Raw genomic sequence first — 22,277 nt, forward strand, 5'->3', positions numbered from 1 at the left:
CTAATTACTGCTATGTTTTGGTAGCGTCACAGTGAATACACTACCCCTCCCTGGTTCAGATTTGAGTGTAATTGTACCACCGTGTGCTTCTACAATTCGCCGGGATAGATGGAGACCTAAGCCACTACCAGACCGTTTGTTTTTACCTTGGCGAAATCGCTCGAAAATAATAGCTTGATCTTCGGACGCAATACCATAACCGGTATCTGTAACCTCGATGATCAGATCATCCTGACCCTGAAAATTATCTAATTTTTCCCTAATACAAACTTCTATACCTCCTGTATCTGTAAACTTGATGGCGTTGGCAATTAAGTTGTTAAATACTCGTCGCAGTTCTAGGGGATCACCCATGACTACACCAGCGGTTTCTTGCTGTACATCTAACTGACTCGTATCTATTTTGATAGCCAAGTTTTTCTCAAGAGCCAGAGGAGTAAGTTCGCCACTGACTTCTTGAATAATTTCTATAAGATTGCACTCCACATCATTTAAAGTTTTTTTACCCGCTTCAAAGCGATAGACTTCTAATAAGGTGTTGACCATCTGCATTAAATTTTGATTACTGCGAATCATCACAGCGATCGCCTGTTTCATTTCCGGCGAAATTTCGCAAAAGGTTTCCTGTTGAAACAAATCTAACATTCGGTCTGCAGCTACTAGAGGAGTACGCAAATCGTGTGTGAGACGTGAAACAAAATCTTCTCGCTGACGAGCCATCTTTTTTTGTTCATCAAGACTATGTTTTAGACGCAGCAGCGATCGGACTCTAGCTAAAAGTTCGTCTGTATCAAATGGTTTACGAATGAAATCATCAGCACCAGCATCTAAGCCTTGCACCACACTGGATTCATGAAAGGCAGTGATCAGAAGAATGGGAATATAGTTAACATTCAGATTGGGATGATTACGAATTCGCCGAGTGACTTCATAACCATCCATTCCCGGCATCATCACATCTAGTAAGATCAAATCAGGTGGATATTGTTCAACTTGTTGCAAAGCTGTAATGCCATCTGAAACTAATTCAATGTCATATCCTTCACTTTCGAGAATAGTTTGAACCAAAATTAGATTATCTTTACTATCATCAACAGCGAGAATACGGTCAATTTTAGGCTTTTCCACAACAGACATGGTTTATCAACGGTTTATCACAATAATTTAGAGTTGGAGACGGGGAAAACCCATCGATGCTTTGCTGGACGTTGGTAGAGACTGGTTAGGTTTGTGAACAGAGCAAAAAATATCGTGAGCATCTAAATTTAAAACTGGGAGGCTACCAATTTTACTGGGTAACGATATTTGCCTTGGTACTTCAATTCTAAACATAGAACCCACCCCCAACTGACTTTCCAAAGTAATTTGTCCCCCCATCATTTGCACCAAGGAATCTATAATTGCTAAACCCAATCCCGTACCAGGATATTTGCGCGTCATAGTTTGATCAACTTGTCGGAAAGCTTCAAAGATCTGTTGCAAATCTCTAGGAGCTATACCAATACCTGTGTCCCGCACAGTGATCGCTAATTGGTTGTTTGCAAGTTCTTGAACTTCAAGTGAAATACCACCGGAATCAGTGAATTTAATGGCATTGGATAGTAAATTGATTAAAATCTGTCGTATACGCCTAGAGTCATTAAATACCAGAGGGTTTTTCATCTCAATATCAACTCCCAAAGACAGTTTTTTGGCTTGGGCCAGAGAACGCATTTGGGCGATAACTATATTGATAGTTGCTGTTAAATCAAATAATTCCGGTTTTAAGTGTAGTTGTCCTGCTTCCAGCTGGGAGAAATCCAGAACTTCATTTAATAACATTAGCAAGTTCTTACCATTGCTTAAGATTCGCTCCACCATATCTGTTTGTTGATTGGTGAGCTTACCGAACTTTGGGCGCAATAATATTTGCGAAAACCCAATAATGGCATTCATAGGAGTTCGCAGTTCGTGAGATATAGTTGCCAAAAATTGGGATTTAAGCCGTGCTGCTTCCAACAGCTTGAAATTTTGCGCCTGAATTTGTTGCCTTTGTCTTTCTAGTTCTTGATTTTGACGAATTAGCTGCTCATTCGTGTCTCTGATCCGCTGGTTTGCTAAAGCTGTCTGCATTTGGGCGCGGTGGATGCGAATAGCATAGCGTAAAACTTGTGCTAAATTTTCTGAACATAGCCTAGACTTAGAGAGATACTCTGTAGCACCAGCTTCCATCAACTCGACAGCGATTTTTTCATCTCTGTGAGTAGTAAGGACTACTAAAGGAACTGTGATTTCTAAGGATCGTAGTCTTTGGATGAGTACCAAAACGTCTTGATATGGTAGACAATAATCGAGAAAAACACAATCATAAGTAGTAGTTCTTAAAGCCGCCAGTGCGTCACTTCCATTACTCACCTCAGATATTTCCATACAAATACCTGCTTGAGTCAAAGCCCGACGTACTGTCATGCGATCTACTTCATCATCGTCTACAACCAAAATTCTCAGCCTTTCTTTCATTGGTTTTTATTTTCGCTGTCAAATATAGGTTGATGTCTAGCATCTCTACTTTCAAACTATCCCACTAAATAATTTTCACACTCGAATTCTCAAGAATCAGTTATTTCTCTTGAGGGATGTGATTTACTCATAAATATCGTATAATTAGCAGATTTTATTTACTAATGCCATACTGTTTCCCAATAACTAGAGCTCATAGACTTGAAAATATAGCCAATAATTTTCACGTTGTAATTTTTTAGCCTTCACTGTATCTGAATATGGTTTGATACGTCATCACTCACAACTACTGTAATTGCACTCCATGGAGTATGACTGGCCCTAAAGTAGACGAAATTGACATAAAGTCAGATAAAATACTTTTTTAAACCTCAAAACAATTGTAAATGAGTGTCCTAACGCCCGTCCTCAGTCATTAGTGAGAGTTAAGTACCAAAATCGTGTATTGTGCAGCCCACGCCGTTCCACCCATTTAGTCCCTTAGTCCCACCCTAGCTAAAGGTACCGCCTACACCACTCATAGCATCCACAATCATTTCCGGTTGCAGAATTTTTGGGCCATAGCCCAGGGTCATGGGCGCAGGGTAATGGCGAACTGATAGAGTTATAAAGTTCACTAAGTATTGCTCCTCTGACACCAAACCACCCAGGAAATTCGGCTACGCCCACACAAGAGTTAGGTTAGGGTCTGCTAAAAATGGTATTACCAACGATTTTGGGGAATTACGCTGTACTGATTCGGAACAACTCCATTTCCTTTTTTTCCCTTATCTTGAGTCTACTTTTATTTTCAGTCATTACTCTTTTCTTGGCTAAATTGCTATAATGGTAATGATTAAAGAAACTTGTTGGCATACAGTTTTTGTAATTTATAGATAGATACTTGGAAAAGTTTATTAATGTCTTAAAATAGTATTGATAAGATTTCGTATAGTGGACAGATGACATCGATGCTAACTAGTCTGAATATTTCATAATGAATGCGCAAATGAACGTATATCTTTAGCTAGATTTTCCAGACAATATAGGGTGAAAAAGTGGAGAGTTATTATTTCTATCGACGGATGATTTTAGATAAAAATTTCATCTACCTTTGGTTGGGTATAAATAAGATAAACTGCTAAAAAAAAATCAGGACATATTTCTAGAAAAACGCAATTATCAACAGTGAGTATAGCAATGAGTGAAATTAGCATTATTTTAATAGAAGATCATGATTTAACCAGAATGGGACTCAGAGCTGCATTACAATCTCACAGCGCTCTGAGGGTAATAGGTGAGGCGGCAAATGCCACTCAAGGACTAAAACTTTTGGAAACAGCTAAACCAGATGTGGCAGTGGTAGATATTGGCTTACCTGATATGGATGGTATTGAACTCACCCGCAAGTTTAGACGTTACCAAGCAGAAACAGGCCAAACCGCCACAAAAATTCTCATTTTAACAATGGATCACACAGAAGATGCCGTACTGGCAGCTTTTGCGGCAGGTGCAGATTCCTATTATATGAAAGAGACTAGCATCAATAAATTAACTGAGGCAATACAAGCAACTTATAGCGGTAACTCTTGGATTGATCCAGCGATCGCCAATGTGGTACTAAGGAAAATGCGCCAAGGGATTCCTGGAGAAAGCCAAACCACGGATAAACAGAAAACAGTTAAAATTGGAGCACTGCCAACGGAATACGAACAAGTTTTAGAAACCTATCCTCTGACTCAACGGGAACTAGAAATTTTAGAGTTGATTGTAGCTGGATGCAGCAATGGGCAAATTGCCGAACAACTATACATTACAGTGGGCACAGTTAAAACTCATGTTCGTAATATCCTCAATAAACTCTGTGCTGATGACCGTACCCAAGCCGCAGTACGTGCTCTGCGTTCCGGTTTAGTCGGTTAATAATTATATTATATTGTTCTTATTGATACCATTGTTGATTTAAGCAATCAGCAATGCGGCGTGCAGCGCCTGATTTACCCATGCGCCGTATTCCATTGTCGGCAATCATCTGTAACCTGTGAGGATTTTGGCAGAGGTATTCTACCATCTGGGGAACTTGTGTGGGATGATCGACTAACAATAGAGATAGTCCTAAAAGTCGGCTTTGAGCTTCGGCAAAAGCTGAGTTATATTGGGGACCATGACCGGGAATGGCGATGGCCGGTTTGCCTAAACCTACAAATTGTTCTGTGGCTGTACCAGCCATGGCAATGGCCAAGTTTCCCCAATATAAGCAGTCATTATAAGCTTTTTGTGTCAGCACCAAATAACCTTTTCCTTGCTTAAATAGCAAAGCATGAGGATCACCAATGGGAATAGGAGATTCGCCATGAGTGTGCCAACCTTGAGACTCAATAGTGCCGGATAAAATACTTTGATCTAAACCAGGAGCGATCGCACCTAAGAATACCAAACCACTATAAGTATGTAAAATCCCGTCTGCTTGTGAGAAACTAGCCATTAATGCGGAAACAGCAGTCATAATCAATTCCCAGTTAGCATAAGCTTCTGGAGGACGGGAACCCGGTAAAAGAGTAATCACTAATAGTCTGGCGGTTTCTTCGTGATCAACCGCTGATGTACAGGTAGGTTTTAAACCATCCATCATGGGATTACCGACGTTGAAAGCGGGAATTGAGCAATTTTGTAATATTTCCGTAGTTAACGCATCCCTAGGAAACACAGCCTGACAACGGCGACGACTCATCAACCAACGTTCCCAAGGATGATAAATTGAACCAGAAAAGTTTTCCCAACGTGCTGCTTTTGATTTCCTAGGTAATAGTCCCACTTCATCACGCACGTAATATTCTGATTTAGCAGTACCGACGAAAGCATAATTACCACCACTCAAAAAAGCAAATAACAGCGGTACGATGTCCCCCACCGCTAAAATAGCGCTGTTTTTGCCTAATTTTTCTTGAGAACCCACCCAATCACGAATAGCATGAATTTGATTGAGGGTAAGTTGCAGTAAACCCCCACGTACGTCTGTGATCAGCTGCTTACCATCCATATAAATAAAACCACCAGATGGCATAGTCCGTACTGAACCAATACAGGGAATACCTAACTGCTGGTAAGCACGCCCTTCACCGACTAAAGGTAATGCAAAGATATCTGGGGGGTTTGTTTGTTGTTGGAGTTCCTGTACAATCCTCACAGCAACTACATCTTCTCCGTGACCATTGCTTAAAACAAGTAGCTGAAAAGGAGAAGTTGCATTTGGGGATAATTGGGAGATATTACTCATAAAAACACCGGGAATAGGAAATTTTTGCTGTTGTATTAGCTAGTAACGAGTAGTATTTGCCGATTTTACCTCCCACTGAGGCTCTGGTACTACTGTATTGAGAGATCCAAGTTCTATGCAGCGTCAAACCATGGTTTTGCTTATGGCGGTGGAGTACCAATTGAGTCACCTGTGGGTTAATTCGGGCTGATGATGGTTTGACCCTCTCCGCCCTATAGAGGGATGGGGTATGACAGCGATTTCAGATAAATGGGGCGAAAGCAAACTCCATATAGATATAGAACAGCGATCTTAATCCTAGGGATAGGGATTCTGACCCATACACACTTTTAGATTAATCTGTTAATACTTATAAGAGTAAAATATCTCACCTCTACCCATGAAAATTCGGCTCATGAGTGCCATAGTCAATACCAATGGGCATGATTTCAGCCCTACGGTGTTAATATAAGCGGGAGGTTGTCGCTGTGCCACACTCGACAATATAGCGCTTGTCATCAAGATGAGTTACATAATTATCTCTGTTCATCTGCGGCAAAACTGGCGATTTGGAATTGCCCCAAGACTCTAGAATCAGCACTATCTGCCTAATCAGCACTCAGATTCAACACTTTCTATGTTAGCAGGCACAACTTTGCAAGGTGGTAAATATACCCTAGTTCAGGAAATAGGGCGCGGTGGCTTTGGCATTACCTTTAAGGCTAATCATCACTACTTAGGTCAGGAGGTAGTGATGAAAACTATGAATCAACGGCTGCGTCAACATCCTGATTTTGCTAAGTTTGAGCGCCAATTCCAAGATGAAGCCAGAAGGTTGGCTATTTGTATCCATCCTCACATTGTCCGCGTCAGTGACTTCTTTGTGGAAGCTGGACTACCTTATATGGTGATGGAATACATTCGTGGCTATACTTTGGGAGAAGCATTTGTATTACCGGCTATACCCATCCCGGAAGCCACCGCAATTCATTATATTCGTCAAATTGGTTCGGCATTACAGGTAGTACATAACAATGGTTTGCTGCACCGGGATGTGAAGCCAGATAATATTATCCTGCGTGAGGGAACTCAAGAAGTAGTGCTGATTGATTTTGGCATTGCTCGGGAATTTAATCATGGTGTGAGGCAAACTCACACTGGAATGGTTTCTGAGGGCTATTCCCCCCTAGAACAATATTTAACCCAAGCACAGCGCACACCCGCTACAGATGTTTATGGTTTAGCCGCAACTTTGTATTCTTTGTTGACAGGACAGGTTCCCTTGCCAGTATTGTTACGCGATCGCCAAAAAATGTTATCTCCTCGCGAACTGCAACCCCACCTAAGTGCAGCGGTGAATGAAGCGGTCATGCGTGGTATGGCTGTAGAACCTCAATTTCGTCCGGCAACAGTTGCAGAATGGTTGCAATTGTTACCACGATATACGATGAATGCACCTCAAGCGGTTCAAACTCAAGCAGTACCCACTGTAGTCTTACCTGTACCGCAGCGGCAAAAAGTTTTGCCCAAGGGCGAAAAACAGCTATCAAGTCCGGTGAAACAGGGTGCTGCTCGCATCTTCGTAGCTCTGAGTGTAGCTGTTATTTCCGGCACGGCAGGTTTTGGCGTCACTAGGATATTGTCTAATTCTCAGACAGAGTTATCTTCACCACCTTTATTTGAACAGCCCACAATTAAGCCGGAACCAAAAACACCATTAGGTAATACCCGATTTTCATCTGAGGAAGAACACAATTATAGGAGACAAAGTCCCCGTACTTCTGCGCCGCGTCATTCTGTACCAGTGGTGACTCCCAGAACACTACAGAATAATATTCCCGTGGTTGAGGAAGAAATTCCCACTAAAAGTAACAGCACTTCCACCGAAAGTACACCACCACCGATATCTACTCAGCCATCAGCCACACCTAGCACTACTCCCACACCACCATTAGTGGAGACATTACGAAAAATCCGTGATGATCGTGAGGCTTCACAGCAAAAGGAGTCCCGGGAAAATACTTTACCGACTATGGATAAAGATGTTACCTTCCCCCCTCCTGTGAGTCCGTTAAATCCCACGATCAATATCCCCACACCGTCAGTGGAAACTCAGGGATCAAGTCCTCCGCCTCTGGTAGTCCCAACTGGGGAAAACAAGCCGAATAATTCACTATAAAGAAGGCAAGCCGAAAACCCCACCAGAAACAGCAACTTAGTTGCTGGCTTTTTGCTGTGGGTACGATAGGGGAACTATCACGGGAGGGTTGAAAGCCAACTTACAGCATATTTTGGGTAAATGAAGTACAAATATGCATGATAAAACTCTTGTCGTGCGGGCAAGAAGCCCGCTGCCAGCTTACCTGACAAGAGATGCAATATGCTGTGTATGAGTTTCACGAACTACTGAGAAATCATCAAGATGATGTCAAAATTGAGGCTATTTTAGACAGTTATAGCTAGAGCGGTAAGCAAAGCGCCACGGATAAGGCTTATCGCCCGCATAAAGCTTGGACTTTTAACAGTTTTATAATCCCCACATTCTTGATGGGGATTATGGAGAATATCTTGCTATTTGATGCAATTATCTGTAATATCTAAAAATCATCCCAAAACAACTATAACTTGATAGATTAACCGTAGATTAAATTCAGGAGCACAAGGTCAGTATGTCGCAAGATATTTGGAATCGATGGAAACCCACGTCTTTAAAAAGTTTTATTTCGCTGTTTTTAGTAGGAATCAGTTTAAGTGGTGTTATCGCCGCCTGCGCTCCTTCTCCTGATAAGAGTGGTAGCACTTCACAAACAAAAGAACTGACCCTAGTCAGCTACGCCGTCACCCGCGCCGCCTACGAAAAAATCATTCCCCTATTCGCCAAAGAGTGGAAAGAAAAGACCGGGCAAACTGTCAGATTTGACCAGAGCTATGGCGGATCAGGCTCCCAAACCCGTGCGGTAATTGACGGATTAGAGGCAGATATTGTCGCCCTAGCTCTATCAGCAGATACCTTGCAACTCCAGAATGCCGGATTGATTAAACCAGGTTGGGAGAAAAAGACACCCAACGGTGATGGTATTGTCCATCGTTCCGTGGGTGTGATTGTTACTCGTGAAGGCAACCCTAAAAACATTAAAGACTGGGATGATTTAGCCCGCAGTGATGTCAGTGTTATTACTGCTAACCCCAAAACCTCTGGTGGCGCTCGTTGGAACTATATGGTCTTGTGGGGAAAAGTAACTAAAACAGGCGGCACCGAAAAACAAGCCAAAGACTTTGTGACTAGAGTCTACAAGAACGTGCCAGTTCTACCCAGAGATGCACGGGAAGCTACTGATGCATTCTTCGTACAAAAACAGGGAGATGCACTGATAAACTATGAAAACGAAGTCATCTTAGCTAAACAACAGGGACAGGACTTACCTTACGTAGTTCCCGAAATTAATATTTCTATCGATAACCCCATTGCCGTAGTCGATAGCTATGTTGATAAGCGAGGCACTCGTGAAGTAGCAGAAGCCTTTGTACAGTTTCTCTTTACCCCCGCAGCCCAGCGCGAATTTGCCAAAGTGGGATTTCGCCCGGTAGTACCGGAAGTGGTAGCGGAATTTGCCGATACTTATCCCCAAATCTCTAATCTATTCACCATTGAAGACTTTGGTGGATGGAATCAAGTTAGTCCGAAATTCTTTGCCGATGGTGCAATCTTTGACGACATCCAAGCCAATATAGCCCGACGCTAGGATTAAAACAGTGCTGAGTGGGTAGGGGCGGGTTTAAGCAGTCTGTCTGTGATTCGTCGAAATCCTTAGTAAACCCGCCCGTACAAGAGTGCTGACTGAAGAAAGTTTTGAGTAAGTTTCTTCTCCCCTGCCCCCTGCTCCCTGCTCCCCTGCCCCCTTTCCTCAACTATGACAGTTTCCAAAACACAGTCTACCTTCCCTCTCGCCCCCCAAAATTTGCTTAAACGCTTGTCTTTGCCCTGGGGGGTAACAATTACTTATCTCTCCATCGTCCTACTGTTGCCTGTGTCCGCCTTGATACTACGGGCTGCAACCCTATCACCTATTGAGTTTTGGCGGCTGGCTACTGCCCCCGTGGCACTATCAACCTACAATATCACTTTTGTGACTGCCTTCTTTGCCGCCGCTATTAACTGCGTGGCTGGAACTGCAACAGCCTGGGTGCTGGTGCGCTACGATTTCCCTTTTAAAAGGGTTTTAGATGCTGTGATTGACCTGCCCTTTGCTCTACCCACGGCAGTTGCAGGTATCACTCTGGCAACAGTTTACAGTGAGCAAGGCTGGATTGGCTCATTGCTATCTCCCCTGGGTATTAGGGTATCTTTTACTCGCTTGGGAGTGGCAGTGGCGATGGTGTTTATTTGCGTGCCTTTTGTGATCCGAACAGTGCAGCCTGTACTACAAGAGCTAGATTCAACCATCGAAGAAGCTGCCTGGTCTCTGGGAGCCTCCCGATGGCAAACTTTTTGGCTAGTGGTACTACCGCCCATTATACCTGCCATCCTCACCGGTACAACTCAGGCTTTTGCTAGGGCTGTGGGCGAGTATGGTTCAGTGGTCTTGATTGCTGCGAATATTCCCTATCAAGATTTAATTGCTCCCATTTTAGTATTCCAGCGCCTAGAACAAAACGACTTACCTGGAGCCACAGCGGTTGGGACAGTGCTGCTGGTGATTTCTCTGGTGCTGCTACTAGCAGTGAATATATTGCAAACTTGGAGGCAACGCTATGGCGGTTGAAGTGAAATCTATACAGTCTCTACCTTCAGGTCAGGTCAAGCCAAAACAAGCTGGAGAGTGGGGCAAAGTTGCTTTGATTGCGGCAGTTACAGCCTATTTAGCATTAGTCTTGCTGCTGCCCACGCTTTATGTGTTCATTGGAGCCTTTAATCGCGGTATTGCCCCGTTTTTCGCCACCCTCACCAGCCGGGACTTTACTCAAGCCCTACGCTTGACGGCAATGGCGGTGGGCATAGCTGTACCTTTCAACGTTGTTTTTGGGCTTTGTGCAGCCTGGGCAATTGCCCGCCGTCGCTTTCGGGGGCGTACCCTGCTATTAAGTATTATTGACTTGCCCTTTTCGATTTCGCCGATTGTGGCAGGTTTAATGCTGGTCTCCCTCTATGGACGTAATGGGCTACTTGGCCCCCTGCTACAATTCCTGGATATCAGAATTATCTTTTCGTTCCCTGGTATTGCTTTGGCGACGATGCTTGGGGGAATGCCTTTTGTGGCGCGGGAAGTAATTCCAGTCTTGGAAGAAGTTGGGACTCAGGAAGAAGAAGCTGCTAAAACTTTGGGCGCTAGCGAATGGCAAACTTTCTGGCGAGTCACACTACCTTCTATTCGCTGGGCATTACTTTATGGCATTATTCTCACCACTGCCCGTGCGATGGGAGAGTATGGTGCTATTGCTGTAGTTTCTAGTAACTTAATTGGCCGTACCCAGACTCTAACTTTGTATGTGGAAGGGGCTTATCGTAATTACGATTCTCAAAGTGCTTTTGCTGCTTCGGTGGTGCTAGCTGGATTGGCTGCTTGTACTCTGATCATTAAAGAGGTGTTTGAGCGCCGCATCCGCATAAAAGATGAGGGAGACAGCTAGTACGCGATCCGAATTCAAAATTCAAAATTCAAAATTCAAAATTAAATACCCCACGGATAAATCAGGGGGCTTGAATTAATGTTGTTTGACTTTTTTCTTCTACGTTTTCTTTGGTAATTTGAATATGGTTACTGACGGTCAGATCATTCACAAAAAAATTCGCCTACGAATTCCCACAAATTTTCATCAAGAACCGGTTATTTCGCGTTTAGTCTCGGACTATGGTTTAACGATTAATATTACAGCGGCGATTTTGGGTGCAAATGCTGTGGGTGACGGTTGGTTTGAACTGGACTTACAAGGTTTTGCAACACAGATAGATGATGCTATCAATTGGCTCCGGGATATAGAGCTAGAAATCTGGGATGAAAATAGCGTCAGCGATTGGTGATTAACTGTTCTTTTAGTTCCTTAATCCTATGCCACGTAAAAAAATACACCCACTAACTCCCATTTATAGCCGCATCCGTATACCCCTGCATTACCAACGCCAACCTTTGATTTCCCGTTTGGTATCCCGCTATGGTGTCACGGTGAATATCAATGCGGCGATGCTCTCAGCTACAGACAGCCACGGTTGGTTTGACTTACAACTCCAAGGGAAATCTCAACATATTTATGATGGACTGCTGTATTTACATAACTTGGGAGTAGATTTAATGCATACAGGTATTACACAGGGTATGCAGCATAATTTAGGTTCTCGGTCATTTCCGCGTCCAAGGACAGAAATACCTACACCTGCACCAAGTTATACTTACCAAAATTACGGCAGTCAATCCTATCGGATGGGCTTACAAATTTGCATCTTGAAAGATTACTACCAAACACCCATAATTTTTGATTTAGTGTCTCGCTATGGAATCACAGTCAATATTATTGGGGCTTCACTACCAGCAAATCAGCAAGAGGATGGTTGGTTTGATTTAGACCTGTGGGGTAAACCGCAGCAACTTTTTTCTAGTTGCGATTATTTGCAAAAGCTCAATTTACCACTATGGTTAGATGCTTCTTCTTTGCATGGACAGATTATCTAAATCAAATATTGATTTATGGTTTTATTTGTTGGTCAAAGTATGAGCATGACTCGACTACGTGTGCGTTTACATATTCCTCAATTTTACTTGCAAGAACCAATTATTTCTCAAATGATTTCTCGCTATCAATTGACAGTTAATATTACCGGAGCAGAGCTAGACAAAAATACTAATGAACAAGGATGTTTTGACTTAGAACTAGAAGGTTCTATGTCTCACATCAATAGTTGTTTAACTTATCTGGAATCTTTAAATCTGAAAATTTTAGGTAAGTCCAGTCCAGATGGTGATAGTTGGCATTGTTGATTTGTTTAGATTCTTTGTTTTTAAATTTCATAGTGCCAAATATCCTCTTCCCGCAGCACAATTTTATGTAACCGCAGCCTGTGAATAGATCCTTGTTCTTCTAATTTTTGCAAAATACGAGTGATGGTGACGCGAGTAGAACCAATGGTTTCAGCAATGTCTTGGTGAGTCAGACGCAAATCAATTAGTCTACCTTTTTGAACTTCTCGCCCAAATCTATTCGCTAGCCATTCTAACAACTTAATAACCATAATTTCTACGGTTTTATGGCTACGAATTACCATTAATTCCTCTGTTCGCTGAAGATGTAACCTTAAAATTTGGAGTAATTCCGATGAATCTTGAATTTCCACGGCGCTTAATTCCACTTTAGTGAGGCACTCAATTTGATAAGGTTCTGTTTTAGACAATACTGTTCCAATAATGGCACCTACTCCCCATAGACCCAGGGTGACAATTGTCCCATCTTCATGCCATGTGACGATTCGCACGACACCTTGCTCAATTTTCCACAGATAATCGTTGTTTCTTGGCAGTATAGAGCGGGAGGAAAAGCTTGTTTTCAGATGACGTATAGGAGGTGTAAAAGCAGAGGATAAAGTTGTTATGTTCATAAAGTCCTAAAAGTTGATAGACAAACCGTAGTTAATTTTAATATATACCAAGTTGGAGGAACAAAGAACGATGGGAATTCTAATTGAAAATATTTCTAAGCACTTCGGTAGCTTCCATGCTGTAGATAATGTGAGTTTGGAGATTAAAACTGGGTCTCTGGTGGCGCTGTTAGGGCCTTCCGGCTCAGGAAAGTCTACATTGCTACGGATAATTGCTGGTTTAGAGAAACCAGACAGTGGCGATATTTGGTTGGTAGGGGAAAATTCTACGTACCAGAGTGTACAGGAACGTAATATTGGCTTTGTTTTCCAGCATTATGCGCTGTTTAAGCACTTGACGGTGCGTGATAATATTTGCTTTGCAATGAGTTTGCGTAAACATCCCAAAAACCGCATCCGCCAACGGGTTGATGAACTTTTGGAATTGGTACAGATGCAACAATTTGGCGATCGCTATCCTTCTCAGCTTTCTGGTGGTCAACGACAACGGATCGCCTTAGCGCGATCGCTAGCTGTACAACCCCGGATTTTATTATTAGATGAACCTTTTGGGGCATTAGATGCTAAAGTTCGTAAGGATTTACGTGTTTGGTTACGTAATCTGCATTCGGAAGTTCACGTCACAACCGTATTTGTTACCCACGACCAAGAAGAAGCAATGGAAGTGGCTGATGAACTTGTGGTGATGAATCAGGGAAGGGTAGAACAAGTTGGAACTCCGTCCGAAATTTATGACAACCCAGCTACAGCCTTTGTGATGGGTTTTATTGGCCCCGTAAATGTTCTCCCGACTAATATTGGGATCATACCCAACAAAGGTACAGCGTCCATTAATGAAAAAGTATTTTTACGACCACAAGATATTTTGATTGGGAAGACTCCTGATGAGAATAGCACTTCTGCGACTGTTGAGCGAATTACTCATCTGGGTTGGGAAATTCGCATTGAGTTGGTTTTGCGGTCTGGTGAGATGGTGAATGCTCACCTGAATCGAGAACAGTTTAATCAGCTTCAGTTAGAAAAAGGACAGCGTGTCTATATTAAACCGAAACAAGCCAGAGTTTTTGCTACGGCTAATGGCGTGAGATAGTCGCTAATAATTAAACGCAGATGGACGCAGATAAACGCAGATAGTTTTGTACTTTATTAGACTAGGAAATGCTATGTTACCTCCTCATTCATAATTATGACAGTGAGGAGGTTTGTGTTTGGGATTTCCCCAAAGTAATCACTGCTAAATTCCCGCCCCATCTAAAAATTCTTCAATCATTAAGTTGCTTTCATTCTTAACCTCTTGATTGTGGACATTCTCTACTTGGTCACTAGATGGATGGAAACCTACATCTAATTGTTCTACTTGTTTTTCTAAATCTTTGACACGTTCAAAGAGAGCGCGGATGACCTCGGCTTCTACATCTCGAACTTTTCCATGTCCCAAAATATCAGTATTATCCGCACGAATTAAACGCCCTGGAACTCCCACTACTGTTGTGTCGCTGGGGACATCACGTAGGACAACTGAACCTGCACCAATGCGAACATTATGACCAATTTGAATATTACCTAAGACTTTCGCACCTGCTCCTACAACTACATTCTCACCCAAGGTAGGGTGACGCTTGCCGATTTCTTTTCCGGTTCCGCCAAGGGTGACTCCTTGATAAATGAGTGCATAATCACCAACTATCGCTGTTTCACCAATAACTACGCCCATTCCGTGGTCAATAAATACACCTTTACCAATTTTCGCGCCTGGGTGAATTTCAATTCCGGTGACAAATCTACTGATAGTGGAAATAAAGCGGGGAATAAAAGGAACACCAATTTTATACAACCAATGGGTGAGGCGATGAAACATCAAGGCTTGCAGTCCAGGATAGCAGAAGATAATCTCTAGCCAATTACGGGCGGCGGGATCTCGTTGAGAAATTGTGCGTAAGTCAGTTAAAAGCATAGTTTTGTGCTGGGGTATGAAGATATCCTGATTTTGGATTTGAAGTAATAAATATTACTAGCTTGAATTACCCATGACTAAATAAATGAAGTTTGGGTAAACTCATTGTCCCTGAAATTCAGAGCTTTTTGATTAATCCCCAGTAAACGCATAGATTTATAGTACTTTAATTAAGTTTTAATAAACTGTATCTCCTTAAACATTGTTTTTAGCAGTTTTCTCGCTTAAAGTACAATAAGTCTATCAATTTACCGTGGTATGATGAGTGAAACCTTAAAAAAACAGAACTATAGCCTCTTGGATCTATTAGCCAAGGTGGAATATGCTCTGTTGGCACTTTTAGAATTAGCCAGCTGTTCTGCTCGTAAAACACCCATGACCATGAGTGATATTTCCGCCAAGCACCCTATACCAGAGCGTTATCTGGAGCAAATTCTCACAAGTCTACGGTGTGCGGGTGTGGTGCAGAGTCAGCGTGGTTCTAAGGGTGGTTTTATTTTGACGCGAGAACCTTGGCAACTGACGCTGCTGGAAGTGGTGATTATGTTGGATGGAGAACAGAAAGAAAAAGAATCTTTGGCTGAAAACACTTTAGAACAAAAGTTGTTACGGGATATTTGGCATGAAGCAGATAGTTCGGCACAAGCTGTTTTGAGCCAATATACTATTCAAGATTTATGCGAGCAGCGAGAAGCACGCCTCCAGCAGAGTGAGATGTATTACATTTAGGGACACAGGAATTTTTTATGAAAATTGCCAAAAATATTACAGAGTTAGTCGGACGCACCCCCTTAGTACAGTTAAACAGAATTCCTCAAGGGGAAGGGGCTGTGGCACAGATTGTGGTGAAGTTAGAAAGCATGAATCCATCGGCTTCTGTGAAAGACAGAATTGGTGTGAGTATGGTGGAAACCGCAGAAGAGGAGGGTTTAATTCATCCAGGTAAAACGATATTGGTAGAACCCACTTCGGGGAATACGGGTATTGCTCTGGCAATGGTAGCGGCGGCGAAGGGCTATCATTTGATTCTGACTATGCCGGATACGATGAGTACAGAAAGACGGGCGATGTTGAGAGCTTATGGCGCTCAGTTGGAGTTAACGCCTGGAGTTGAAGGGATGCGGGGAGCGATCGCCAAAGCGGAGCAAATTGTGTCAGAATTGCCTCATGCCTATATGTTGCAACAGTTCCGTAACCCAGCTAACCCCAAAGTACATCGTCAAACCACTGCGGAAGAAATTTGGTCAGATACAGATGGACAGGTAGATATTTTAGTAGCGGGAGTGGGGACTGGGGGAACATTGACTGGTGTAGCTGAGGTGATCAAGCAACGTAAGCCCAGTTTTCAAGTTATTGCTGTGGAACCTACTAATAGTCAAGTGCTTTCGGGAGGAAAATCGGGGCCGCATAAAATTCAAGGAATTGGTGCGGGATTTATCCCAGCGATTTACCGTCTGGAACTGACTGATGAAGTAATTGCAGTTAATGATCAAGATGCGATCGCTTATAGTCGTAGATTAGCAAAAGAAGAAGGTATATTATCAGGCATCTCCACAGGTGCAGCTTTGTATGCAGCCATTCAAGTAGCCAAGCGTCCCGAAAATAGCGGTAAGTTGATCGTTATAGTCCAACCTAGTTTTGGCGAGCGTTACTTGAGTACTACATTATTCAAGGATTTGTCAGAGTCGGAAGTCATCCATTAGTTACCTCCGACAAAGAATGTAGAGACGTTCCACGGAAAGTCTCTACTCATATCTTGCTTGTTCATCCATATCATCTCACTCAGCAATTTACATCCTGCTACTCCAGAATATAACTGTTCAAATAATCTAGGGGAACAGTAAACACATAGTATATTACTCCCCCACCCAGGAGAACCACAGCTAAACTCGCCAAAAATATCCAACGGTCTGGCGGTTGATAAGTATCTTCGTCAATGTCACTGCGAACTGCGAAATAATGCTGAGTAGACAGTAATACTGATAACACACCGACAACAGCAAATGCTAAACCCAACTTCCAACCATTACCAGGGGGTTGTGGTGCTACAGGTGGTCGAATAATCCGCAACCTTACAATTAACACACCAAAACCCATGAGTGCAATTCCACTCCGCATCCATGCCAAATAAGTCCGTTCATTCGCTAAATGATCCCGGATTCTGTCCGAGCGATACATCTTCTTTCCTAACTTATTCAATTCCACTCTTTCTGTTTCTATCTTCATAAGATTTGCACTGGTAACTAGCTATTCAAGATTTTTAATACTTAATTGATATTTTCTCATATAAACAAAATTTATTAAAGCAATAATACATAATTAAAAAGTTTTTCTTCTGATTAATTAGTGAGATATCTAATTTTATATAAATTATTTTGATTAAACTTCTATAATTGATAATTTTTAATTTGCCAATAACTTTAATTACATAAATAGGAGCCAGAATAAATCTGACTCCCATGTTTTATCAACTTACTAGATCGATGTCTTGCAGAAACAAAGCCAAGAACGCAACTTAAAAAAGAATTATTCACAGGCTTAATCTCTTCAACTGTATATACATTTTTGATTTTGGCGCTAGTCCAGTTACATATTATCGATACTCCCAATTTCTTCTCTGCCAGTTAACCAAAAACCCAGTTATTAATACTGGGTTATTTAATTCTATTTTAATTTTAAAAGTTCATTCATATTTAAAATTTTAGGAGCATCCTTAGGCATAATTAAAGGTAATTTACCATCCCACTTTTCTATAAACTGCCTCTCTAGAATGTCATCGGTTAAACTTTCACGCAGTAATCTGTTTACTTCTGCTTCTCCTTGAGCTAAATTTACCTTAACTTCTTCGGATATTGCTGATTTGGAAGGGTGGTTACAAGATCACGGCTGAAACTTTTTCCAGAGTTGCTTGGGTTCAATTAGGTAATTTCAATAGAGAACGGAATCGTATACCAAACCAAGTCCCTAATAAAGCAGAAATAATCCAAATCCAGCCATGTAAACTGGTGGAAGCAATACCACTAAAAAAGGCGCTGACGTTACAACCAAAGGACAGAAAAGCACCATAACCCATCATCAATCCACCGATAATGGTTGCAATCACTACTGGTACACAAATCTGAGTTTTAGCAACTAGCTTTCCTCCCAGGGCTGCTGCTAACAAAGCTCCTAAGATGATGCTAATATTCATCACTGAGGAAACATCGGCAAATATACTATCTGACAATGGTATTTCTTCCCAAAATGGGCTACTATCAGGATTCCAACCCAAAATTGTAGCGATTTTAGCTGACCACAGGGCAAATCCCCAAGTAATGCGCCAGGGATCTCCAGAAATAACTAAAGTTAGCCAATTGAGAATGGCTAAAGAAATGGCTCCTGTGAACAATGGCCAAGGGCCAAATAAAAATGCTCTGGGATGAGGAAAAATTGGCGATTTATCTAAATCGGTTTGTGACTGATTCTGACTGCTTTGACTCCACCACCACAGTAAACCTGCAATTAAGATCAACAAGCCTAACTGTAAAGTAACTGCTCCTACCCAACCTAAAGTTTCTCCCAAAACAATTGACGATGTTTGCGGTAATTCAGGCCACGTATCTCTAGTTAAACTGCCCCAGAATGCACCTAAACAAAAGGTGAATAGGGTGATAAGCATGGTGTAACTACCGCTGCCAATTGTATAAAGTGTGCCACAACCACAGCCACCACCTAACTGCATTCCTATACCGAATAAGAAAGCACCAATAGCACCTTGAAGTCCTACAGGTGCGATCGCACCATAAACTTCCTGACCAAAAATCGAGCCAGCAGCTAATACGGGAGCGAATATGGTAGTGGCGATCGCCAGCATTAATAACTGAGCATATATTCCCCTCACATCTCTATTTACTAGCAGCTTGCGGTAAGCAGAGCTAAAGCCAAATCGGGAATGATAAAGACTAACGCCTAACAAACCGCCAATGAGAAATAATGCACTTTGTCGCCAACCGTAGGTACTTAAAGCTACCGCGCCACCTGTGAACATAGCTAAGGCAATCGCCACAATTAATTTCTGCGGTCGAGGACGTAATATTTGTGAGTCAGAGATCAGGGTATTATCAACAGCGCCACTCATAAAAAATCTACATTCCCAAATCTTTAATTATTATGCAAAAAAAAATTGGACACAACCTAAGTTATGTCCAACCAGAATTAACTAAGCCTCTGATTTACCCTCTTCAGGGGTTTTGGTTCGTCTGTCCCTACTTCTGGTACAACTTACTAATGTTTCCTCTTCCACATTATTAGCGAAGAGTAAATCCACTGTACTGAATGTCATTATTAATGCAGTCAGCAACAACATTGCATATTTCATTGACTGATTCCTCTTTAGGCAATTTACTCTTATTATCTAGCTTACTTGCTCTGCACCCGTAGCTACAGGTAAATCTTTTTGAGTGCTGTACTCAGTCCATGAACCTTCGTAAACTCTCACTTTGGGATAATCAAGTAAATGCTTCAAGACGACGTATTGTAATGTTGCTTCTCGTCCTGTACTGCAACTAACAATAATGTCATCTGAGCGACTAATATTTCTTTGTGTAAGTAGAGTTCTAATTTCATTAAGAGACTTGAGTTTATGACGATTTTCAGCGTCTGTAAATGTAGGCCAAGGGATATTACGCGCACCTGGAATATGTCCATTACGTATCCAAAGATTCTCTTCACCCCGAAATAAGTTGGCTGGTCTGGGATCAATAAAAGTTACTCCTGGTTTCCCAATTAGCCTTTTGACTTCATCCAGACTCACACGCACAGCAGGATTATCCCGGACTGTAAACCGACCGACTTTGTATGTGGGAAATTCTTTGGTTACTGGTTGGGATGCTTCATAACCTGTGTAACCACCATCTAGAACAGCGATATCTCTTAATCCAGAACGTTCTAACAAATAAGCAACCATCGTTGCACCCAAGACATCGCTTTCATCGGAATAAACTAAGACACGGCTATTGTTAGTTACCCCTGCATTGGCGAATATTTCGCCTATTTTTTGGTTATTCCAGTACTGCACTGGTAAACCTTCTCGCGGACCACGGAAGGCAATATCAGCAATATTGACCGCGCCTGGAACGTGTCCATTTATGTAGTCTAAAGGAAAATTCCGGACATCTAATATTCGCAGATTAGGATCTTTGGCATTTTCAGCCACCCAATTTGGTGAAACAAACTGAATGCTGGTACGAGGATTAGATGAAAACGCTGCTGAAAAAGGTAATAAGGGGAGAATTACCAGCGATGCCAAAAAGACTACACCCAAAGCGAGGAACTTAGTTTTTTTTAATTTTGCTAAAGGAAATTTCCATTTCATAGTCATGCTCCTTGCTGTTGTATATATTGTTCAACCAAACCCGTTGGTTATGTAAACTTTCCTAAAAATAGTGTTGGCTTAAGCAATCTACTTAAAGTTGGTCGGAAAACAGTAGTTAATACAATATATACTATTTCATGTATGCTAGAATGGGAATAAGCAATATAAGTTAACAATAAAAAGGCAAAACCTATACTAGCCTTAGCTGTGGCTTTACCCCTCTTCTGTCACTTTGCGAGAGTAAAGAATATAATAGTTAAAAGAAAAAACTCTACAAGGTAGGTAGAGCAATGGATGTAGAATTACAAATACTCAAACATTTACGTCGAGATGCCCACCCAACAGTGGGAGTCATAGATGAATATTGTGAAGAGTACAGAGACATATTTAAAGAAGTAAGAAATTATGAGTGCTTCAAATATTTACATTTGGGAATCATCTCAACGCTCAAAAGGAAATCCTTACCAGAGATAGCGAAAGTAGTAAGCATAAACTCAGCCCAATCATTACATCATTCTATTGCTAATTCAGACTGGTCAGTAGAGAAAGTAAGAAACAAAAGATTAGATAAAATAAAGAGAGCATTAAATGGAAAAGCAATTACCGTAGTCATTGATGAAACAGGAGACAGGAAAAAAGGTAACAAGACTGATTACGTAGCCAGACAATATTTAGGAAGTGTGGGGAAAATAGATAGAGGGATAGTTTCAGTCAATGCCTATGGAGTGTACGATAACATAACATTTCCGCTACTGTTCAAAGTATTCAAACCGCAAAAGACACTAAGAACAGAAGATAGATATAAGACCAAGATAGAATTAGCGACAGAAATAATTACAGAATTAATTGAGTTCGGCTTTACTATTGAATTAGTATTGGCAGACAGTTTATATGGTGAGAGTAGTCAATTTATAAGAAAATTAGCAGCATATAACTTAGCTTATGTCGTAGCAATTAGAAGTAATCATGCAGTATGGTTGCCTGCCAATCAGAAGGTTAGGGCGAATAAGTGGTGTAAATTTACCAGAACATTTAGTAACCAAAAATCAGAGACTAGATATATCCGCGAAATAATTTATGGTAAGAGAAAGGAGATAACTTACTGGGAATTAACCACAGATCCAGAAACAATGCCAGAGAATTCTACTTCTTTTGTCATGACCAATCTTCAAGGAAATCTCAAGAAAATTTTAGGCGACTTTTATGGATTAATAACATGGGTAGAATATGCCTTTCGTCAGTGTAAAGAGGAATTAGGTTGGACAGATTATCGGTTTACTGATTTTCAGCATATTGAGAAATGGTGGGAAATTATTTTGTGTGTTTACACAATGATTAGTTTAAACTCTCCAGCGTTTTTATCCCTAAATCAATCTCATCAGCTTGCACCTAACATACTAGAAATCAGTGCAGTTGATTTCTCTGTGCATCAGCAATGGAATCATCAAACCGGATGGAAGAATACTCTCAATAATCTGCGATTAATTGTCCAACCACTTTTACTTTTTTGGTTGATTTATCCCTGGCTTGATGTTTTTCCCAATTCCAAGCTGCTTGGGTTTAACCAACTCATTAGTGTTATGAATGGATTAAAACCCTTTTATTCTTCTGCATAATTTATTGTATTTACTGCTTGTTTATTTCGGAAAGT

The 22,277-nt window shown here is 41.5% G+C and carries 21 protein-coding genes; 12 read left to right on the forward strand and 9 right to left on the reverse strand.

The genetic code is table 11. The features are described 5' to 3' along the window. From IM676_RS12105 to IM676_RS20045, 3 genes are all read right to left on the reverse strand, one after another. Positions 1–1,137 carry a hybrid sensor histidine kinase/response regulator gene (locus tag IM676_RS12105; protein ID WP_200987145.1) on the reverse strand — a complete coding sequence of 379 codons (1,137 nt, stop codon included), beginning with the start codon at positions 1,135–1,137 and terminating at the stop codon, positions 1–3. 27 nt (positions 1,138–1,164) lie between these two features. Beyond that, entirely contained in the window at positions 1,165–2,499 is a 1,335-nt protein-coding gene (locus IM676_RS12110) for an ATP-binding response regulator (protein ID WP_200987146.1), read from the reverse strand. A gap of 491 nt (positions 2,500–2,990) precedes the next feature. Continuing rightward, positions 2,991–3,116, reverse strand: a complete 126-nt coding sequence (locus IM676_RS20045; protein ID WP_263973137.1) for a hypothetical protein — start codon at positions 3,114–3,116, stop codon at positions 2,991–2,993. A 562-nt stretch (positions 3,117–3,678) separates the two neighbouring features. Here IM676_RS20045 and IM676_RS12115 point away from each other — a divergent pair. Continuing rightward, the gene (locus IM676_RS12115; RefSeq protein ID WP_200987147.1) at positions 3,679–4,401 is read left to right on the forward strand and encodes a response regulator transcription factor; all 723 of its coding nucleotides are present in this window, start codon (positions 3,679–3,681) and stop codon (positions 4,399–4,401) included. Between the two features lie 19 nt (positions 4,402–4,420). On the opposite strand, the gene IM676_RS12120 is transcribed toward IM676_RS12115, so the two are convergent. Further along, complete coding sequence (locus IM676_RS12120; protein ID WP_200987148.1) at positions 4,421–5,755, reverse strand: lipid-A-disaccharide synthase-related protein; 1,335 nt, start codon at positions 5,753–5,755, stop codon at positions 4,421–4,423. Positions 5,756–6,371: 616 nt separating this feature from the next. Between IM676_RS12120 and IM676_RS12125 the strand changes: the two genes are divergently transcribed. The 7 genes from IM676_RS12125 to IM676_RS12155 all read left to right on the forward strand — a co-directional run bounded on the left by IM676_RS12125 (position 6,372) and on the right by IM676_RS12155 (position 12,705). Continuing rightward, the gene (locus IM676_RS12125; protein ID WP_200987149.1) at positions 6,372–7,913 is read left to right on the forward strand and encodes a serine/threonine-protein kinase; all 1,542 of its coding nucleotides are present in this window, start codon (positions 6,372–6,374) and stop codon (positions 7,911–7,913) included. Positions 7,914–8,403: 490 nt separating this feature from the next. Then, positions 8,404–9,477, forward strand: coding sequence for a sulfate ABC transporter substrate-binding protein (locus tag IM676_RS12130; protein WP_200987150.1), 1,074 nt, complete (start codon positions 8,404–8,406; stop codon positions 9,475–9,477). A 168-nt stretch (positions 9,478–9,645) separates the two neighbouring features. Then, the gene (cysT, locus tag IM676_RS12135; RefSeq protein ID WP_200987151.1) at positions 9,646–10,497 is read left to right on the forward strand and encodes a sulfate ABC transporter permease subunit CysT; all 852 of its coding nucleotides are present in this window, start codon (positions 9,646–9,648) and stop codon (positions 10,495–10,497) included. Then, a complete protein-coding gene (gene cysW / locus IM676_RS12140; RefSeq protein WP_200987152.1) occupies positions 10,487–11,362 on the forward strand; it encodes a sulfate ABC transporter permease subunit CysW in 876 nt (291 codons plus the stop codon). The genes cysT and cysW overlap by 11 nt, the downstream gene beginning before the upstream one ends. A gap of 124 nt (positions 11,363–11,486) precedes the next feature. Then, a complete protein-coding gene (locus IM676_RS12145; RefSeq protein ID WP_200987153.1) occupies positions 11,487–11,753 on the forward strand; it encodes an NIL domain-containing protein in 267 nt (88 codons plus the stop codon). 28 nt (positions 11,754–11,781) lie between these two features. After that, positions 11,782–12,399, forward strand: coding sequence for an NIL domain-containing protein (locus tag IM676_RS12150; RefSeq protein ID WP_200987154.1), 618 nt, complete (start codon positions 11,782–11,784; stop codon positions 12,397–12,399). A 45-nt stretch (positions 12,400–12,444) separates the two neighbouring features. Then, positions 12,445–12,705 (forward strand): NIL domain-containing protein, encoded by a 261-nt coding sequence (locus IM676_RS12155; protein ID WP_225880342.1) that lies wholly within the window; start codon positions 12,445–12,447, stop codon positions 12,703–12,705. A gap of 20 nt (positions 12,706–12,725) precedes the next feature. On the opposite strand, the gene IM676_RS12160 is transcribed toward IM676_RS12155, so the two are convergent. Then, on the reverse strand, positions 12,726–13,319 hold the full coding sequence (locus IM676_RS12160; protein WP_200987156.1) for a Crp/Fnr family transcriptional regulator: 594 nt from the start codon (positions 13,317–13,319) through the stop codon (positions 12,726–12,728). Between the two features lie 70 nt (positions 13,320–13,389). Between IM676_RS12160 and IM676_RS12165 the strand changes: the two genes are divergently transcribed. Beyond that, positions 13,390–14,409: a sulfate/molybdate ABC transporter ATP-binding protein gene (locus IM676_RS12165; RefSeq protein ID WP_200987157.1), complete on the forward strand. Its 1,020-nt coding sequence runs from the start codon at positions 13,390–13,392 to the stop codon at positions 14,407–14,409. Positions 14,410–14,553: 144 nt separating this feature from the next. Here the strand turns inward: IM676_RS12165 and cysE are convergent, their stop codons facing one another. Then, positions 14,554–15,273, reverse strand: coding sequence for a serine O-acetyltransferase (gene cysE / locus IM676_RS12170; RefSeq protein WP_200987158.1), 720 nt, complete (start codon positions 15,271–15,273; stop codon positions 14,554–14,556). Positions 15,274–15,534: 261 nt separating this feature from the next. Here cysE and IM676_RS12175 point away from each other — a divergent pair, with 261 nt between their 5' ends. Both IM676_RS12175 and cysK read left to right on the forward strand, forming a co-directional pair. Continuing rightward, positions 15,535–16,002, forward strand: a complete 468-nt coding sequence (locus IM676_RS12175; protein WP_200990188.1) for an RrF2 family transcriptional regulator — start codon at positions 15,535–15,537, stop codon at positions 16,000–16,002. Between the two features lie 17 nt (positions 16,003–16,019). After that, on the forward strand, positions 16,020–16,976 hold the full coding sequence (gene cysK / locus IM676_RS12180) for a cysteine synthase A (RefSeq protein WP_200987159.1): 957 nt from the start codon (positions 16,020–16,022) through the stop codon (positions 16,974–16,976). 97 nt (positions 16,977–17,073) lie between these two features. Here the strand turns inward: cysK and IM676_RS12185 are convergent, their stop codons facing one another. The 3 genes from IM676_RS12185 to IM676_RS12200 form a co-directional block, all read right to left on the reverse strand. Continuing rightward, positions 17,074–17,499 (reverse strand): YidH family protein, encoded by a 426-nt coding sequence (locus tag IM676_RS12185; RefSeq protein ID WP_200987160.1) that lies wholly within the window; start codon positions 17,497–17,499, stop codon positions 17,074–17,076. A 688-nt stretch (positions 17,500–18,187) separates the two neighbouring features. After that, the gene (locus IM676_RS12190) at positions 18,188–19,390 is read right to left on the reverse strand and encodes a YeeE/YedE family protein (RefSeq protein ID WP_200987161.1); all 1,203 of its coding nucleotides are present in this window, start codon (positions 19,388–19,390) and stop codon (positions 18,188–18,190) included. Positions 19,391–19,666: 276 nt separating this feature from the next. After that, a complete protein-coding gene (locus IM676_RS12200; protein WP_200987163.1) occupies positions 19,667–20,626 on the reverse strand; it encodes a sulfurtransferase in 960 nt (319 codons plus the stop codon). Between the two features lie 290 nt (positions 20,627–20,916). Between IM676_RS12200 and IM676_RS12205 the strand changes: the two genes are divergently transcribed. Continuing rightward, on the forward strand, positions 20,917–22,242 hold the full coding sequence (locus tag IM676_RS12205; RefSeq protein WP_200987164.1) for an IS701 family transposase: 1,326 nt from the start codon (positions 20,917–20,919) through the stop codon (positions 22,240–22,242). Positions 22,243–22,277: the final 35 nt, after the last annotated feature.

Source organism: Anabaenopsis elenkinii CCIBt3563 (genome assembly GCF_015245355.1).
Lineage (GTDB): Bacteria > Cyanobacteriota > Cyanobacteriia > Cyanobacteriales > Nostocaceae > Anabaenopsis > Anabaenopsis elenkinii.

Coding starts and splice junctions, on each gene's coding strand:
- cysT (WP_200987151.1), top strand. CDS start 9,646: ATGACAGTTTCCAAAACACAGTCTACCTTCCCTCTCGCCCCCCAAAAT.
- IM676_RS12160 (WP_200987156.1), bottom strand. CDS start 13,319: ATGAACATAACAACTTTATCCTCTGCTTTTACACCTCCTATACGTCAT.
- IM676_RS12175 (WP_200990188.1), top strand. CDS start 15,535: ATGAGTGAAACCTTAAAAAAACAGAACTATAGCCTCTTGGATCTATTA.
- IM676_RS12110 (WP_200987146.1), bottom strand. CDS start 2,499: ATGAAAGAAAGGCTGAGAATTTTGGTTGTAGACGATGATGAAGTAGAT.
- cysW (WP_200987152.1), top strand. CDS start 10,487: ATGGCGGTTGAAGTGAAATCTATACAGTCTCTACCTTCAGGTCAGGTC.
- IM676_RS12155 (WP_225880342.1), top strand. CDS start 12,445: ATGACTCGACTACGTGTGCGTTTACATATTCCTCAATTTTACTTGCAA.
- IM676_RS12190 (WP_200987161.1), bottom strand. CDS start 19,390: ATGAGTGGCGCTGTTGATAATACCCTGATCTCTGACTCACAAATATTA.
- IM676_RS12200 (WP_200987163.1), bottom strand. CDS start 20,626: ATGAAATGGAAATTTCCTTTAGCAAAATTAAAAAAAACTAAGTTCCTC.
- IM676_RS12205 (WP_200987164.1), top strand. CDS start 20,917: ATGGATGTAGAATTACAAATACTCAAACATTTACGTCGAGATGCCCAC.
- IM676_RS12150 (WP_200987154.1), top strand. CDS start 11,782: ATGCCACGTAAAAAAATACACCCACTAACTCCCATTTATAGCCGCATC.
- IM676_RS12130 (WP_200987150.1), top strand. CDS start 8,404: ATGTCGCAAGATATTTGGAATCGATGGAAACCCACGTCTTTAAAAAGT.
- cysE (WP_200987158.1), bottom strand. CDS start 15,273: ATGCTTTTAACTGACTTACGCACAATTTCTCAACGAGATCCCGCCGCC.
- IM676_RS12145 (WP_200987153.1), top strand. CDS start 11,487: ATGGTTACTGACGGTCAGATCATTCACAAAAAAATTCGCCTACGAATT.
- IM676_RS12105 (WP_200987145.1), bottom strand. CDS start 1,137: ATGTCTGTTGTGGAAAAGCCTAAAATTGACCGTATTCTCGCTGTTGAT.
- IM676_RS12125 (WP_200987149.1), top strand. CDS start 6,372: ATGTTAGCAGGCACAACTTTGCAAGGTGGTAAATATACCCTAGTTCAG.
- IM676_RS12185 (WP_200987160.1), bottom strand. CDS start 17,499: ATGAAGATAGAAACAGAAAGAGTGGAATTGAATAAGTTAGGAAAGAAG.
- IM676_RS12115 (WP_200987147.1), top strand. CDS start 3,679: ATGAGTGAAATTAGCATTATTTTAATAGAAGATCATGATTTAACCAGA.
- IM676_RS12120 (WP_200987148.1), bottom strand. CDS start 5,755: ATGAGTAATATCTCCCAATTATCCCCAAATGCAACTTCTCCTTTTCAG.
- cysK (WP_200987159.1), top strand. CDS start 16,020: ATGAAAATTGCCAAAAATATTACAGAGTTAGTCGGACGCACCCCCTTA.
- IM676_RS12165 (WP_200987157.1), top strand. CDS start 13,390: ATGGGAATTCTAATTGAAAATATTTCTAAGCACTTCGGTAGCTTCCAT.